Source organism: Paenibacillus sp. NN59 (assembly GCF_057597225.1).
Window position 1 is genome coordinate 6,496,207 of the sequence record NZ_CP199678.1, and the last position, 16,880, is coordinate 6,513,086.

Genomic DNA, 16,880 nt, shown 5'->3' on the forward strand with positions numbered 1-16,880 from the left:
TTCGGCTAATTGTCGAAATTAGGGGGAAACAATAATGGATCAAGTTCTATATGTTGTCAGAGCCGAACACGCCCGGTTCACACATATCATCCCTCATCGCCATGAATGTTATGAGTTGGTATATTATTTTAAAGGGAACGGGACATCCATGATTGGAGAGCATAACTACCATTTTCAAGCTGGAACCTATGCACTTATTCCGCCACACCAACAGCATGATGAGGATCATCGCGGGGACGCTGAGGTACTTTTTGTTGGATTTCAGACGGATCTATCCGAAATTGCCGAGCTGCAAGGCATGCATCAGGATGACCGGGAGCATAACATCTATAACTACATGCTACAGTTGAACACGGAATATACACGGCGGGGTGAAGGTGCTCAGGACTACCTGAACGACCGTCTACACCATATGTTACTGCACTTGCTCCATCGTGGAGGTAACAGCATGTACCCTCTGTTCTCCGGAGATCGACTCCAACATGTGCTTTCATATATAAATGAACATTTCACACAACGTCTCTCCATCGAGATGTTAGCGAACATGTCCGGATATAGCTATGATCGCTTCCGGCATCTGTTCAAAGAGAAATACGGAGCCTCCCCTTCTCGATATATGCTAATCAAACGCCTGGATTACGCAAAGCATCTGCTTGCCAGCACACAGATGTCCATCTCGGATGTCTCCGCCGAGGCTGGATTCGTGAATGATGCTCAGTTCTGCAACATGTTCAAAAGAGAGACTGGTACAACCCCGCGCTCCTATCGCAAAAACTTGCAGATCACGAACATCTAGCACCCTTGATTTTTGCTCTGTGAGAGAGTGAGGGTGCCAGATGCTTTTTTGGGGTTATACCTCGCCTGTTGCTACGTTCAACTTAACGAACGAAAAACGTCCTATCTACTGGTTTGTTGATAACCGTAAACAGGACGTGAGATTGTTCTTATTTTTATGGATAGACCTTCTAAAAACCGGCACGTTATAATACTCCCCAAATCCCCTCTCGTCAAGAAATAATGTGCGAATGAGCGATATAACGAGCGAGCCCCCCTCTATTCTTTCTATACAGTATTGAATTTCCGGATATGCAGGGCATTATCACTTTTTTCAATTCATCCGGTATCACGTAAAATATTGTTCAGAATGATGAAGAATTCAGAAAGGAGCTTTACATGAACAGCGTGGATAAAATCCAATTTTCTCTCTTTTATGGCGAAGAGATCGACCTGTTTGGCGGGCATGAAATGGTCAAGGTGCGGACGCTTGGCAAATTCGATGATGAAGACCGCGATAATTTTTACTCCCTGTTAGAAAGTGATGGCGTAGGATAAACTGCACAATGTTTGCTTTACTACTAAACTTTGTAAATTAAAAAGAAAGAATATCATTTTCCCAATTATATTAAGGGCCTCCTTTACAGGATGGCCCAGCATTAAATCAAACTTTATCAACAAAAATGAATACATTGCCGAAATGTTTCATGAATCTTTTATACTCGGCATTTTCTTTTAATACAATGATAGAGGGATAGGCATTTGTTTTGCGTTCTTTCAACGAAGCGAGCAATCCCTTGTGCATCATGCAATGAAACTTTCCTTCCCTATACTGAATAAGAAGTGGTGGGGACATAGATGTATCATCACTTTCGCTTGCTACGTTCTCCACGCTATCGAATTCTTCATACTGAATAAGGCGTAATGGAAACTGAACCACTCCAAAGTTTAAATCATCTTCCTTGATGAGTCCCTGCACATCGGGAGAGGCTTGGCAAGTGAGCAACAAATAGCATTGTATCCATTCTTCAAGCATGCCGGTATTGGCATAGCTTACAGCTGATTCTAGTGTCGGAGAATACGTTAATTGTGCATCGGTATGCTTCGAGTAGATGATTTTCTTAATGGAGTCCAGAGATAAATAATATTCGTCCGCAAGTTCTGATACAGTGAGCCCATGAGCGTACTTATTTCGGATCATTCGATTGCGCTTTTTGAGTTGAGTTCGGTAACCCGACGTTTCGCCCCAACCCTTTTTTTCCTCCCCGGAAGGAATATACAATAGTTTGCCTGCCGCATACTTCTGAACTTCTTTCATCAGCTCCTCGGGAAGAACATCGCTAGCATTGATATATTTCATAATATCACCATCTATAAAGCGTAAATTCGATCTTTTAGTTCACTGATAGACTTCATAATGGACCGGCAGGACTCCGTATCATCAATAGATGCGTGCCAGCGCAAGACATCAATGCCTTTATAATAAGCCATACATAGAAATCTTTCCTGAAAATCGGGTATGACAATCTCCCTTTTTTTGCAGTAATCAAATAATAATTCTGGAATACGCAAGTATGGCTTATTTAAATCCATAATTACAAAATCGAGAAGAAAATCGCCGATGCCGGATCTGCTCCAGTCAGGGAATCCAACCGTCGTTTTGCCATCCGTGATCAGATTAACGAAGAATGTATTGTTATAGACCAAATAGCGTTTCCCCTCACAATACGGGATTCTATCCTTCATTTCCTGCAAATATGTTTCAAAAAATTCACGATCAAGTATCGTTGTCTCGAACATCTCCTGCCAATTGTACCAATAGCCCTCTTGAGGTTCTGCGAATGTTTCGATCAGAAATTCTTTACAACTCTCGTATTCTGTTTTGCATTCCTCATCAAATTCACCGTAGCCCTCAATTCCCTGGATATCAGATACATGAATTTCCATGATCTTGTCAAAAAATAGCTCGTGGCACTCAGCAAACTCTTCCAGGTTTAATTGATCAGCGATACGTCCATTCGGCGTCATATTTACGTTTTCAGATAGCATCGAACGAATCATGTGGTCCTTACTCATCTCTTCTTCTCCTTTTCTCAATTAAGATTCATCAGGTGCGCATCTGACATAAGAAAAGGATACCACTCGAAATGATGCGGGATATAGGCAATGAATATCTTAAGTAAACTTTACCTAGCTCTATAAAAATTCCCCTATATTTGGATCAGGGTTTACCATGCTGTGTTCAAACATACGTTTAAGGCCATCCTCTGATGGATGGCCTTAAATACAAGTAACCGCACTACTATTCTATTATCTTGGAATAACAGGTATCCAAATCTCGCTCTTAAAGTTGGGAGATGACACATCTTTACCTTCATTCCATAAGATTTCCGGTCCTTCCGCCACTTCATAGCTGGCAGAAGGAAACCATTCGGAATAGATTCGACCCCATACCTGTTGTAACGTTTCCGGGAAAGGTCCAACCGCTTCGAAGACGGCCCACGTCATTGCGGGAACCTCTAACTTTGCAAATCTCTCTGGAAACTCCTTGGATGATGTAGCAGCACCTACATAATGGTCCAGCTCTCCTCTTTCCTCCATTCGCCCTTCAGAAAAATGCACCGAAGCTGAAATTAATCCCTGTGGCTCAACATTGGAAAGTTGTTTCAATTCACCAATATCTTCACTGGTTAAGCTTTGCCACATTGATGCAATTTCCGGGTTCACCCCGTCAAATTGAATGGGTACCCTCTTCATTATGCCTACAATATAGAACGATTCCTTCTCAACAACACGATAGTTCATTGCATTTCCTCCCTGAACAGTTAATTGGAAGGTCATTCGTGGATAGGCTACTAAAGACGACACATGCGACCTGACCGATGAGGGCGTTATTCCGTGCAATGCTTGGAAAGCTCTGGAGAAAGCATCAGCTGATCGATAACCATATTTCACTGCCACATCCACAATTCTTAAATCTCCAGCTTGAAGTTCGAATGCCGCGAGAGTCAGACGCCTCCTCCGGATGTATTCCGACAACGGAATGCCTGCAAGAAAGGAAAACATTCTTGAAAAATGATAGTCTGAACAATGTGCCCGTTTCGCTGCTTCCTTCAGATCGATGTCTTCCTCAAGATGATCTTCAATATACTGTAAGGCTCTATTCAGATTTTCCAGCGAATCCATCCAAATGACCTCCTTTCAGGTATAGAATATCAAGAGTGGAATGTTCACATCCGACATTTTATGCACGGATTTGTGGGACAGTAACTTGAACGAACCATTTGATTATTTATAGTCATTCATCGGCCCTTTATCCATGATCACTTCTACCATTTTGGAAGATCCCATCTTGAGCTTTGGCCTATTCTCTGAATTAGGCTTACTATAAAGCTCCAATGGACTTATGATTACACCGTCTGGTGTGTTATACAGTATTCCTGGTACACAGGTATATATCTTATCATTGTTATTGGCATTCTTAGCCGAGATCGTAACAGAGGTTCCCTCATGATTATCTATACTCATCGAGACCTTGTATCTGTAGAAAGAACCTGTCCCATTGGACTGAGCTGAATAAACGACAGGAACAACCGCGAGGATATCATCTCTTAATCTTAACTTGATCACCTCTGTCTTAATGGCTTGGTTACTTCTCCCCACATCACCCTTATGTTCTACAGCACCGTTACCAAAGCTTTGAAGTGGCGGTACGCCCTTCGCACCAAACATAGCTACATCAATCTGCTTACCATCCTTGGTGTAGACCAAAGCGTAGATATCATAATCCGTTCCAGTCTCCCATGATACTGTAGCTGTAATCTCTGGTGTTTTATCTATGAGTACTGACTTTTGCCCTTTTTCGAGGTTAATCTTACCCGTTACCTTTTGAAGATTTAATGATGATTTAGATGATTGGGTATTTGTCTGATCAGCAGCAGCTCCACTCATTGAATCAGACACTTTTGGTGATGGGTTTGGAGTAATGTGAGGCTCAGCAGATTTGCTTGGTTCGTCCGCTTCAACCTCAACACCATAGTTTTTACACAATCCTTCAAGCCCTGAATTAAATCCGCGCCAGATTGATTTTGCCTTGGTTTGTCCATTCCTTAAATATAATTCCAGAACTACGATTCCATTTTCGTTCGTGAAGCTGGAGGGAGATAACTGAATAACTGTATTATCAGTACATATTTCAGCTGTCAGATTTTTCACATTCGAAAATCCCGTGTTATGATCCTCTGTCAGTGTTATTGCTATTTTGGTTATCCCTTCAGGAACTTTATCCATATCGAAATCAATTCTATGTACTTTGGTATTACTTGCTTGCTCGGAGGGTAAAAGAGTGGCTACACCTGTGGAACTTGTTGGTTGATTGTAAAAAATGATCCCGCTATCTCCTTGCACCTTGTCGGACTCCGTTAAAAGGAAGGCCGTTAGTGAAACATCGATGAGATTCGAAATCTCGTGGCTAATCTTGATACTCCCTTTTGCCGCACTTAAAGTTGTATTTGCTCCCATCTGAAGAAACTGACTCATTCAAAATCACTCCCTATCCATTGATGTCTCGTACTCAAGCTGATCTTTTCGTTCCCAAAGCGCAGAATATGTACTGACTCACTTATATTACCACAAGAAGGAAATACTTAGGAGCTGAATCGCTGCCGTAGTTATGAGTTGCTTTTTTCCGCCAAATACAGATTTAAAAACGCCCTGTCTACTGATTTATTGAAAATCGTAAACAAGACGTGATTTGATTTTATGCGTATATTTATAAGTTAATGTCTATCATTTAATCGTTGAATCGCTTCTTTGGTTATCGGTTGAAAGAAGTTTACCATGTTGCCATCCGGATCACGAAATAGCATTGAGCGGTTTCCCCACGGCATTGTGGTTGGTTGCTGCACCCAATCATGAATGTATGTTTTCAGGCGCACGTATTCCGCTTCGATATCAGCAACATGAAACTCCAAAATGACCGGATGATTCATGGCCTCGGCTACATTTTCAGCGTCCACCCCAAATAATGTTGTGGTCTGGGTGTGCCCGATGGCAAGCGTGCATGATGGTAAAACAAACTCTGCAAATACAGGTGCAGGGCGCTCCGCTGTAACCCCAAGAACGTGTTCATAGAACGCCATAAGACCCTCTACATTGTCAGTAATGATACGTACAGAAGCAAAATTCATAACAGATCATCCTCCCTAATTTTCTACATTATTTATCCCTAAATCTTGTTACTTACCTGTCTCCCTTGCTGCACTGATCTGATTATAAAAAAACGCCACTGACAACGTTATGTCAGTAGCGTTTATAGGTACTCTTTGGATTTACATATCACGAAGCAGAGACGTATCCAATTCGCCTCCCCCCAAATAACCGCTGCAGAGGACAGGACGGCCGAGAATTTCATACGATTTTCATCTATTGCACTTAAAATTCGTCTATTGCGCTTAAGAAAACTGACAGAAACCGGCTACAGGGTGTTCTATTTCAGTACCCATTTTGGCGAAAATATATAGCGAACCAAAACCAAATGGATAATTGCCACCCTCTTGAATCAATGTATCTGGATAACCATCTTCATCGACTTGGAAAAAGAATGATAGTGACTCTTTCTTGAGTTTTGCAAAATAATAGTCTTCATCCTGAATCAGTCTCGGATTACCGCCCGCCTTAATCAAAAAGGGCTGCTCCATGGATTCTTCGTCCTTGCTTCGTTCTCCGTGTGAGATGGAGTGTCTTATCAGATCCTTGTGAGTAAAAGACCCCTGGATGCTTTCTGCTGAAACAGGATGTTCAATCACCTTGATCGAGCAATCAGGATAGATGTTATTTTCCAGATAGCTTTCACGATTTTCAGGGATAAAGATCGAGATCATGCTCTCTGGTCTGAAGGGATGGTTAAGGCTCAGATAGAAAGCATACTTTTGGTTACCTTCGTGGATGAGTTCAGATTGGTCGTCAAAAAACTCAGGTGCATTACCGCCGATCCAGCCTGCTCTATGTTCACTGGTTAAGAACGGTTTGGCATAATAAAGAATAGATTCTACTCTAGTCGTCAACATATTCGCTTGATTCTCTATCGGCACTTTACAACTCCCTCTCCAGAATCTGATATTTACTTGTTTATTCGCATATAACACTCATCTCCATTATAAAGAAGACTCCTCTCTAATCCACCTACGTTTAACCTCAATCCTGGAACTTCATTAAAAGTTAGGGGATAACACAAAAAAACGTGTCCTCTAAAGAGGACACGCGAGATGAAACCCATTCATTTGGTGTTTCGTCATCGGCCTTAACGCTTTTTAGCAACTACCGCTAGCCGGCCATTTTCAGTCGAATATTCACATGTGGACAGTACAACAAGTTTATCACCATACTGAGCGTTTACACCTGTGTCGTAAAGAGCGAGTTTTTTGATATTCTGAACATATGAATCAAACTCGGTGGACGTCTGTACATCCCCAATTTGATAGTACTTAAACACGTCATCTGATTTACGATACACTTTGGATAGAATCACAGCAACAATCTCGTACTCTTCCTTTTCGTAAAGCGTACTAAACTCGAATGTAGCGTGCTCTTTATAAAAGCTTTCACTCTTGTATTTCATTAGGTCTTTAAACATCCAGCCACTTTTCATATGATGTCCGTGAATTAGCAAAATATCTGAACCCCTGATCTGGCTATGCCTGTCCAAAAAAGGAAGGCCACCTTGGGTTTCCTTCTTATCGAAATCATGATCCAGATAATAATCCGCATCCTGTGGATTTTGCATGACAGGATATTCAATTCGAGTGCCGTTAATCTTCAGCCAGCCCACTATGTCCGAGTTCCGCTCGTAAAGGGCTTGAAATTCAGGAAGTATGACTCGCTTTTTCTTCTTATTGAACAAAAAAGAGGGGATTGCATCCCCTCCGTTTTTATTCGACCCTTCCTCCCACATGTTCGCCAACTCATCTATTTTCTGTTGCTCAGCATAATCTCGCAGCAGCGTTCTCGAAATACCGATGAGAGAGAATACCAACACAAGGGAGGAAATGGCGATAAGAATTTTTTTGGTTTTGCTCATGTTCTTACCGCCTTTCCGGTCATTAAATGTGCTTTTTCTTCTTGTTACCGAGCAGACAGAAAGCGATCGTGATCAAGGACATCAGTGCCAAAATCATATAGAACATTGGCGATATACCGTTGTCTCCTGTTTTCGGAGCATCGTCCAACTCGTTGCTGACGTTATCCGTAACCTGGTCACCTTTGGTCGCTCCATCGTTGCCATTGTTGGTTCCGGTGTTGCCGTTGTTCGTTCCCGGAGTACCGTTATTGGTTCCGGTGTTGCCGTTGTTCGTTCCCGGATTACCGTTATTGGTTCCGCTGTTGCCAGTGTCAGTTCCTGGGATACTGTTATCGGTTCCTGGAACACCATTATCTGTTCCACTGTTCCCATTGTTCGTTCCCGGAGTACCGTTGTTGGTTCCTGGAATACCATTATCGGTCCCACCGTTCCCATTGCTCGTTCCTGGAGTACCGTTGTTGATTCCTGGGATACCAGGGTCGGTCCCACTGTTGCCAGTGCTCGTTCCTGGAGTGCCGTTGCCGGTTCCACTGTTGCCAGTGTTGCCTCCGCTGTTACCACCGGAGCCACCACCTGAACGGATCGGCTTCATTGGCACATCGTATTTGACAATGTCAAAATCTACAGAAATCGTACCGCTAGTGTGCGTTTCGTATCCATCCTTCGTTACAACCAGATAGTAATCTGCTTCAGGGAATACCATGTACGCATAGAATCCATTGACATCGCTATCCTGCTCTGGACTCTTGTTGTCGTGCGGCGGGAAATTTGGAACCGCTGGAAGTGTTACTTTTGTACCCGGAATGCGACCTTTATCTCTATTCCGCTGTGTATCCGCATAATACAGTGTAACTTTGGCTCCTTCAATTTTCTTGCCCGTGCTCGCATTTCCTGTAGTTTCATCGTAGACCGTACCGTAAGGGTCGACTAATTCCTCAGAAATATTCAGCTCTCCGTTAGCTTTCACGTCGAGTTGCGTTACTTTGAGGAGCAACTCCTCACCCGTCTCCACTTGATAACGAACTTCCATGGTGTACTTCTGTTCGCTTAAGCCTTCCACGGAGAACGTTCCGTTCGAAGCCATTGGAAAAGCCTTAGGACGACCATTTTCCGTAATATAATTACCGTCTCTGTCTTTCAGGTAGATATACATATGGCTGGTATGCAAGCTGTTAAATAGCTCTGTTGTTCCGTCCATTTGTTTGAGCATAATGATACCTACAGCAGTGATATCCGCTGGAATGGTCTCGTCTGTAACACTGCTGTTTACATTTGCTTTTTGTGTAAACTTAACAGGTACATCTCTTCCGCCTACCCGATACAACTTCGTATATGTGATCGTGTAGTCCGTATCAGCTACGGCTGGGACTGCATATTCACCCTTCTCATTCGTCTCAATCTGAAGCTCTTCACCTGTCTTCAGATCAGTCACCGTGATGGATGCATTCGGAATGACTTCTCCTGTATTGTTGTCACGCAGTACACCTTCCAGATAAGGGCGAGTATTTTTAAATTTAGCTTCAGCCGCTTTTTTCTCCGGAATCACACCCGTGTGAACAAAACGTTCAGGGTCTGTCACATAACCATCTTTCGTATAATCGTCCTGCGTTACCGTATACTCGAGAGATGAAGGGAGTCCTTGCACAATAAGTGTCTGGCCATCGGTAAGCTCGAAGCTATCGCCGTTCTTGATCATGCCCTTGCTGCCATCTGACTTCTCATAGGCGTAGGACTCATCTGATCCCTCACCTGTGAAGGTGATGGTGTACTTAAACAGCTTGCTCTTATCTTCGTCTTTGCCTTTCACTGTGTTGCTGATGAGTAGTCCGCCCTTCAAAACGCGCACGTTCGTGAATGGAGCTTCTTCATCCATGCCTTTCATCACCTCGGAATAATACCGTTCCTCAGGAGTAGTCATGTATTCATCGGTTGTGTAATCTTTTTGGCTAACTGTGTATCTCAGATGTTTAGGCAGGCCTGAAATATCCAGTGTCTCTCCGTCTTTGAGGCGGAAGGTGTCGCCAGACTTGATCGTGCCTGTACTATTATCCGACTTCATGTAAGAGTAACTTTCATCTTTGCCTGTTTCTTCAAAGTGAATGGTGTACTCGAACTCCTTCGTCTTATCGCCACCGTTGCCCATGACCGTATTACTAATAGTCAGCTTGTTAACGATTCGTTCGTTGATGAAGTCCGCTTTATGATCACCTTTGTTCACAATGGAGCCGGACAGCTCTCTCGTATCAGGTGTGGTCGTATAGCCATCAACGGTCGTATAATCGTCCTCAGTCACGGTATAGACCAGATTCGCAGGCAAAGCAGGAAGTATTGCAGATTCCCCATGCTTGAGGACGATCTTGTCTCCATTTTTGAGCGTTCCAGACGTATTATCCGATTTCTTATAGACATACTCTTCGTCCTGACCTTCACCAGTGAAGGTCACAGTGTATACAAACCCTTTGTTCGGATCACTGCCGTTGCCTTCTACCTTATTGGTAATGGTCAGCTTGCCTTGGGCAGGTGTTGGCACAATCAGTGGCTGATCCGAGGTTACTTTTACCCCGTCTACCCAGAGAGGTTTTCCCGGTGTATTACCTACATATACTTGATAAATCTTTGTTGTAGGCAACCAAGTATTTGTATCAATGTATGTTTCCTTCAGCTCATAGTAGCCTGGGTCAGGGAATAGAAGATTAAGTTTCCCTAAATTATCGGTTTTTCCTTTGATCACTGTAGTTCCGCTGTCTTTTTTATAGAGTGTAAATTCTACATCTTTCAACGGATTTCCATTCGGATCTACTTTTCTCAGAGGCAACAAGGCATTGGAGCTTGAACTACCTGCTACGTCTGAACTGTCCAGTGTACTTTCACTTCTAGCGCTGACAGCACTCAGACTGTCATCGCCCTTCAGTTTTACCTCGTTGCCCATTTTGTCTCCGGCTTTCGCTTTCGAAGGATCAACTTCAGTTTGGTATACAAACTGGTAAAACTTATTCGGATTGTTCATTTTGAATTTGAGGACGGTAGTCCCATCTGCACCTGGTGCAACCTCTACTTGAACTTCGCTATTAGGATCGCTCAGGTCGAGGGCTTCACCTCGTTCCAGAGTACCGCTAGCTGTTAGTTTAGCAAGGTAGACGGCCATACTAGGTGATGTCAGCACAAGCTTTCCGTTAACTTCATAACGTAAGTTCATGCCTGCACCCAGGGTATCCTCCAGATAAACGCCCTGCTTCATGTTAAATGGCGGAGTATAGTTTACTGTCCATTCCAACACACCTGGAACAGGTTTAGTTACCGACTTGCTCAGAGTCTGGATCGGTACGATAATCTTACGCTGTTCAGAGACAATCTTTTCTACTCCACCCCAAGACATATGGAGGTCAGCTTTGTTATATACCACTTGCTTGTCCGTGCCATTCGTCGTGTATTCGTTCAAATATTCCTCTAAAGCTTCGTTAGAAGGTCTTGCCTTCACCAAGATCACATAAGGACTCTCCAATTTAGAGAAAGTGAACGTTCCTACGTTGCCATTATGGGTGAAGGAGCTTACGACATGAGCGTCAGTGCCTGGTTCAATAATGTTCTTGGCATCGTTTCTCGTACCGTAATCTGTACCTGAACCGTTGTCGGAATATCCTTTCCAAAGCTCATAGTCTTTACCTTCGGAAAAGGGAACAAACTCCCATCCTTCAGGCAATGTGTCCACTAACTTCATATTACTAATGACTCGATTACCGCCATCTTTAGCCATTTCTTCTGTGTTATATCCGGGCATGTTTACCCCTAGACGGAAGGTGACTGTCTTGGTTGTCCGGTCATAAGCAGAAATCGTCCATGCATCATTACTATCGTTTCTAATGTAACTGTTAACGTTATTTGGGCTAACATTTTCAAGTGTGCCATCGACTTTCAACGGCCTTGAAGCAAAGAGCATATCCTTGTTCAGCATACGCAGGTGAAGATTGGCATTGTTTTGCGTTTGTCTTACGTTCTCACCATCAATGAGCAAAGCGCGATTAGAACTTGTTTTGCCTACGTTGATGTCCTGTCTGAAAAGGATGTCCGGGTTGGTCTCCAGTGCACGGAAGCTGAAGGATGCGGAACTATCCGTATATCCAGTCACCTTGATTAAATCCGCCACCACTTTACCATCCACCGTTAAAGGGATTGCCTTCATCGTCAGATTGGCTTCACTCGTTTTCAGCGTTCCTGCCTTATACTGCTTCCAAAGCTGTGCGGAAGTTACATTCGCCTTGATTTTCGCAATGGTTTCTGCACTCACTTCACCACTTACATCTACGGCATTGTCCAAGACGTCCAAACTACCGCCATGTACAAGGACATCATATACCGCTGCATTCGGCAGAGCATATTGTGGGGCAAGGTTAACCGTCCACGTGATGCTACCTTGGTTATAATCCTCTGTAGAAACAGCACCTGATTTGGTGAAATTATGCGCGCCGATGTTAACGATGGCCTCGTCCGTTACTGCTACAGGCCATTTACCCGTCGTTACATCGTTGTTCTGTATACCAGCCGGTGTATCCAAATTCCAGTTGGCGCGAGGATCGATTCTGAAGCTGGAACCACTTATTACTTTGCTTTTAATAATTAAATCCACTTTACCGTTAATATTTCCAAAAGAATACACACCGTTTGCATCTGGTGTAATGGGTGTTAATCCAGATTCGGTACCATCCTCTTGCCATTCAGCCGATACAAAATTCAGCCCGGCAGGTAAACCATTGGTAATCGTAAAGTCTTTCAACCCATTTTTGTTATATCGGTTAACTGTGACTTTCCAGGTAATGGTCTCACTCGCATGATCGTATGAAGCACTGGATTGAATCCAGTCGGGAGCAAAGGCCATCTCCAGCCCAGCCTGCACCAGCATGCTATCGTCTTGTCTCAGTTCCACTTTACCATTCGTATCCCGGTGGCTACGCCCCAGATTGGTTGGCGGATTCCGATACTCGTAATAATACGATTCCTTAGGAATCCAGGTTTTATATTCCACTTTGGGTTCCGGACCTGTTCCCTGTGGAAAAATGTAAGTCAGCGATCCGTCTGCTCCAACAACTGGTGCTACGTTCTGATCGTTAACTTTGAAGGAGCCCTCCACATAAATGCCGCGTGAATTTCCAGAGCCTGTATTATATGCTGAGGGATTCGTATAAAATGTCTTCCCGTCTAATGGCAATTTGATCGTTTTATCAAACTGATCGGATGCCGATACGGTTGACTGCCAAGTAATCGCGCCTTCTACGAATTGGGCCGGTTGAAGTCCGCGATAACTATACTGATCCCACCTGATCATTCCAGGCGAGGTTAACGTGATACCGTACTCTGCTGTAACATTCGGATTCTCTAGCTGATATGTACTACCAAAGATGTTGACAGGTTTTTTATCACCATAATTCAATCCCGTTACATCTGCATCAGCTGTCGTTTCGAAACTGAAAGTAACACCTCGTCCAACACCATTGAAAAAGTTATCATCACCATCAAAGACAACTCGAATGCTATTTGGAGTAAAATAGGTAGTACCCAGTTGTTTAGTGCCTGAGTCAGTCTGTGCATACAAGGTTCTGGTCGCTGTTGGAAGCACGACTTCCTTGAAGTGATCTTCTCTTTTCAGCTCAATCCAGTCACCCTTTTGAATGTATTTCTCAGGATCTGCATTCGTTGGATTGGCATCATCTCCATTGACAGGTATCTTGAGCCCTTCCGATTTGAGCGTAAATGGTTGTCGTCCCTTAATAATACCGTTCAGATCAATGACCACATTCCCTTGCTTCAACTCCAGCGGAAAGGATACATTAGATTCCATAAAAACTGCTGTTTTATCCATTGGGACAGCTGCCAGCATTATGGAATTGTTGGGTACATCATATACTGCCTCGGATACTGAAGTTGGTTCTTCCATACTCATCGAGTCAGATTCGCTAACTGCGCCCATTCCATTATCGTTAGGTACACTCTCTGCATATGCGGCAGTGGAGAACATCACTGTCTGCATAACAAGCATAATTGCCAGAAATAAGGACAATAACGGTTTACCTACATTGCGTCTTTGCTTCAATACGAGAATCTCCTCCATTTCTAAAATTTATGGCGAAACTGGCATACCTGACCATTATAAATTAGAGGTCTAACCAAATTCTGACCACCCGTATATTTGCCCTTTAGAGATGATATGTACTGAGTTGCCTCCATTAAATAAGTACTACATTTATAGCGTTATAATATTGGTTAAGAATCTTATATGTAAGCAAAAAAGCGCCCTGTCTACTGATTAACAATCAGTAAACAAAGCGCAAATGAAGAGCCTACATTCAATGTTTAATTCTAATTTCACATCATATTTATTCCCTGCACACTGTCGATGTGGTGTGTTATTCGATTAAATCTATTCAGGTATATATGGAAGATCCAGCATCTTCGGAACGTTGATCACATGTTTTTCCGTATACGTAAGAATACCCTCTGCGCCGTATTCACGGCCAATACCTGATTGCTTGAAGCCACCAAAAGGGAACCGAACATCAAGCCCCTGCACAGCAGCTGTATTGATCATGGTTGTTCCAGCTTCGAGTTGACGTGCCAAAGAGATGGCATCCTCTTCTTTTCCCCACACAGAACTCGTAAGTCCATATATGCTCTCATTGTGCAGTTTAATAACCTGCTCTTCATCGTCAAATGGCAGAACCGGAACCGTCGGACCAAACTGTTCCTCCACAACAATCGGATCATGAGCATCGCAATCCAAAACAAGTGTAGGTTGCAGGTAGTAACCTTGTTCAAACTGCTTTTGATCCAGGATTTGGCCGAGAGGGATGACCTTGGCTCCGCGCTTCTGCGCATCTTCAACCAGACCATTCACGTACTCTCTCTGCTTCAGGTTATTAACGGGCCCCACCGTCGTGTTTGGATCAAAAGGATCACCAATTCGAATCCAGCGATTAGCTGCCTCTATATATTTTTCCACAAATTCATTATAAATCGAACGGTGTACATATACGCGTTTGGCAATCATACAGATTTGGCCTGTTGTCAAGAAATTAGAGATGACAATTCGGCGCATCGCTCGCTCATCCTGAACATCAAAGCTTTCCAAAAAGATTGCCGCATCATTCCCACCAAGCTCCAGCGTCATATCTTTAATCGTTTCGGAAGCGGCTTTGATAATATGCTTCGCTGTTGCAGTTCCACCTGTAAAGGCGATTTTCGTCACAAGAGGATGACTCGTCAGTTCAACGCCCACATCCGCATCACCGTATACAACATTGATTACGCCAGCCGGGAACTCACTCGCGATAATCTCTGCCACCTTCGCCGCCGCCAGTGGTGCATATGGACTCGGTTTAAGCACAATCGTGTTGCCCGCAAGTAAGGCAGGAGCGATCTTGATTGTAGATAAAGCAATAGGATAGTTCCATGGACTAATCGCTGCCACCACACCGATTGGATCATAGGATACAATCGTTTTACCATGGTCATGCTCCTGAACCTCGTCCGCCAGAACGGATGCAGCTTCATTACAAGCAAACTCCATCCACATCAGCGAAACAAAAATTTCACCGTGTGCATCATACAGAGGCTTACCATGCTCTCTGGACAGCAAATGCACAATATCATTCTCCGCTGCTCTAATTTTCTCTATCGCCTTGCGCATCCGAGTAATGCGTTCACCAATGGAGGTCTGTTTCCACGTTTTAAAAGCCCCTGCCGCCGCTTCAATGGCGGTGACCGCTTGTTCTTTGGTCGTGACAGGGAAATAACCTACGATCTCAGTTGGATTGGCCGGATTCTCTTTTGCTAACTGCGAAAGGGATTTTACATGTTGACCGTTAATGAAGGCTTCAACTGTAACTGTCTCTTGATCTGCTTGAATTGTCATATGAAATCCCCTCCCTTAACTCCATACTTCCTCTGCAATTTCCTTAACGTAACGAAGTTTACGCCATTGTTGTTCTTCAGTTAGAATGTTGCCTTCCTCGGTGGAAGAAAAGCCACATTGTGGGCTCAAACAAAGTTGATCAAGGGGAACGTAAGTTGCTGCTTCTGCAATCCGGGCTTTAATCTGCTCTTTATTTTCTAACTCTCCGGTTTTCGATGTGATTAAACCAAGCACGATTTTCAAATCTGTTCGATTCACATATTTTAATGGCTCGAAACTACCTGAGCGCTCATCGTCAAATTCTAAAAATAACCCATCTACATTTAAGCCTCCAAAAATAACTTCAGAAGCATAATCGTAACCACCTGTTGAGAAAAAGTTGGATTTATAGTTTCCCCGACAAATATGCATCGTCACAACTAAATCTGCCGGTTTATAAGCCAAAGTTTCATTAATCATGCGTTGCATCGTTTTCAACTCTACTGCCGGTTCCAACCCTTTAGCGCGCAGTTTATCATGACCAGCCTCTGAGAATAGGTCTGCCCAAGCTGTATCATCTAATTGTAGATAACGACATCCTGCATCATAGAAGGCTTGAATGACCTTTTGATATGCTGCAATCGTATCCTGAAGGAATTGCTCCCGATCCGTATAGCTGTTGGCGCCGTTTTCCAATCGATAGAGAAGCATATTCGGACTTGGAATAGTTTGTTTTGCCACGGCGTCCCCTGCATGTTTTTTCAAAAACTTAAAATGATCCACAAAGGGATGCGTAGAGAAATCTACCTTACCTACAACTCGAATTCCGCCCTTGCGAGTCTGCATGTTATGGAATTTAGGTCCATCAATTTCCTCATACAGCTCTACACCGTCCAAACCACCCAGGAAATCAAAGTGCCACCAGCTTCTGCGAAACTCACCATCCGTAATAGCGAGTACGCCATTTTCTTTTTGTTTCTCAATCAATCGGATGATCTCTTGATCTTCCACATCTTTTAGTTCTTCATATGTAATCGTGCCAGCTTTGTATTGTTCACGCGCCTGACTCAAGTTCGCAGGACGTAGGAAGCTTCCAACATGATCGTTACGGAATGGTATCATAGAAAAATCTCCTTCTAACTTTTA

At 43.5% G+C, this 16,880-nt stretch carries 11 protein-coding genes and 1 pseudogene; 2 read left to right on the forward strand and 10 right to left on the reverse strand.

The window, feature by feature from the left end:
- Positions 1 to 34: 34 nt before the first annotated feature.
- Positions 35 to 796: an AraC family transcriptional regulator gene (locus ACT89M_RS28250; RefSeq protein WP_253498929.1), complete on the forward strand. Its 762-nt coding sequence runs from the start codon at positions 35 to 37 to the stop codon at positions 794 to 796.
- Positions 797 to 1,173: 377 nt separating this feature from the next.
- Positions 1,174 to 1,332: a hypothetical protein gene (locus ACT89M_RS28255; protein ID WP_186809682.1), complete on the forward strand. Its 159-nt coding sequence runs from the start codon at positions 1,174 to 1,176 to the stop codon at positions 1,330 to 1,332.
- A 544-nt stretch (positions 1,333 to 1,876) separates the two neighbouring features.
- Here the strand turns inward: ACT89M_RS28255 and ACT89M_RS28260 are convergent.
- The 10 genes and pseudogenes from ACT89M_RS28260 to ACT89M_RS28305 all read right to left on the reverse strand — a co-directional run.
- A pseudogene (locus ACT89M_RS28260) lies at positions 1,877 to 2,134 on the reverse strand (CD3324 family protein); the annotation flags it as partial.
- A gap of 11 nt (positions 2,135 to 2,145) precedes the next feature.
- The gene (locus tag ACT89M_RS28265; protein ID WP_261769292.1) at positions 2,146 to 2,835 is read right to left on the reverse strand and encodes a hypothetical protein; all 690 of its coding nucleotides are present in this window, start codon (positions 2,833 to 2,835) and stop codon (positions 2,146 to 2,148) included.
- Positions 2,836 to 3,084: 249 nt separating this feature from the next.
- Positions 3,085 to 3,960 (reverse strand): AraC family transcriptional regulator, encoded by an 876-nt coding sequence (locus ACT89M_RS28270; RefSeq protein ID WP_154889723.1) that lies wholly within the window; start codon positions 3,958 to 3,960, stop codon positions 3,085 to 3,087.
- A 102-nt stretch (positions 3,961 to 4,062) separates the two neighbouring features.
- On the reverse strand, positions 4,063 to 5,313 hold the full coding sequence (locus tag ACT89M_RS28275; RefSeq protein ID WP_308723249.1) for a TerD family protein: 1,251 nt from the start codon (positions 5,311 to 5,313) through the stop codon (positions 4,063 to 4,065).
- Positions 5,314 to 5,552: 239 nt separating this feature from the next.
- On the reverse strand, positions 5,553 to 5,963 hold the full coding sequence (locus tag ACT89M_RS28280; RefSeq protein ID WP_308723248.1) for a VOC family protein: 411 nt from the start codon (positions 5,961 to 5,963) through the stop codon (positions 5,553 to 5,555).
- Between the two features lie 264 nt (positions 5,964 to 6,227).
- Entirely contained in the window at positions 6,228 to 6,866 is a 639-nt protein-coding gene (locus ACT89M_RS28285; RefSeq protein WP_308723247.1) for a hypothetical protein, read from the reverse strand.
- Between the two features lie 209 nt (positions 6,867 to 7,075).
- Positions 7,076 to 7,852, reverse strand: a complete 777-nt coding sequence (srtB, locus tag ACT89M_RS28290; protein WP_308723246.1) for a class B sortase — start codon at positions 7,850 to 7,852, stop codon at positions 7,076 to 7,078.
- Positions 7,853 to 7,874: 22 nt separating this feature from the next.
- Positions 7,875 to 13,937, reverse strand: a complete 6,063-nt coding sequence (locus ACT89M_RS28295) for a DUF7601 domain-containing protein (protein WP_221787650.1) — start codon at positions 13,935 to 13,937, stop codon at positions 7,875 to 7,877.
- A 327-nt stretch (positions 13,938 to 14,264) separates the two neighbouring features.
- Entirely contained in the window at positions 14,265 to 15,755 is a 1,491-nt protein-coding gene (locus ACT89M_RS28300; RefSeq protein ID WP_154889712.1) for an aldehyde dehydrogenase family protein, read from the reverse strand.
- A gap of 15 nt (positions 15,756 to 15,770) precedes the next feature.
- A complete protein-coding gene (locus ACT89M_RS28305) occupies positions 15,771 to 16,856 on the reverse strand; it encodes a 5-methyltetrahydropteroyltriglutamate--homocysteine S-methyltransferase (RefSeq protein ID WP_221787651.1) in 1,086 nt (361 codons plus the stop codon).
- Positions 16,857 to 16,880 lie beyond the last annotated feature (24 nt).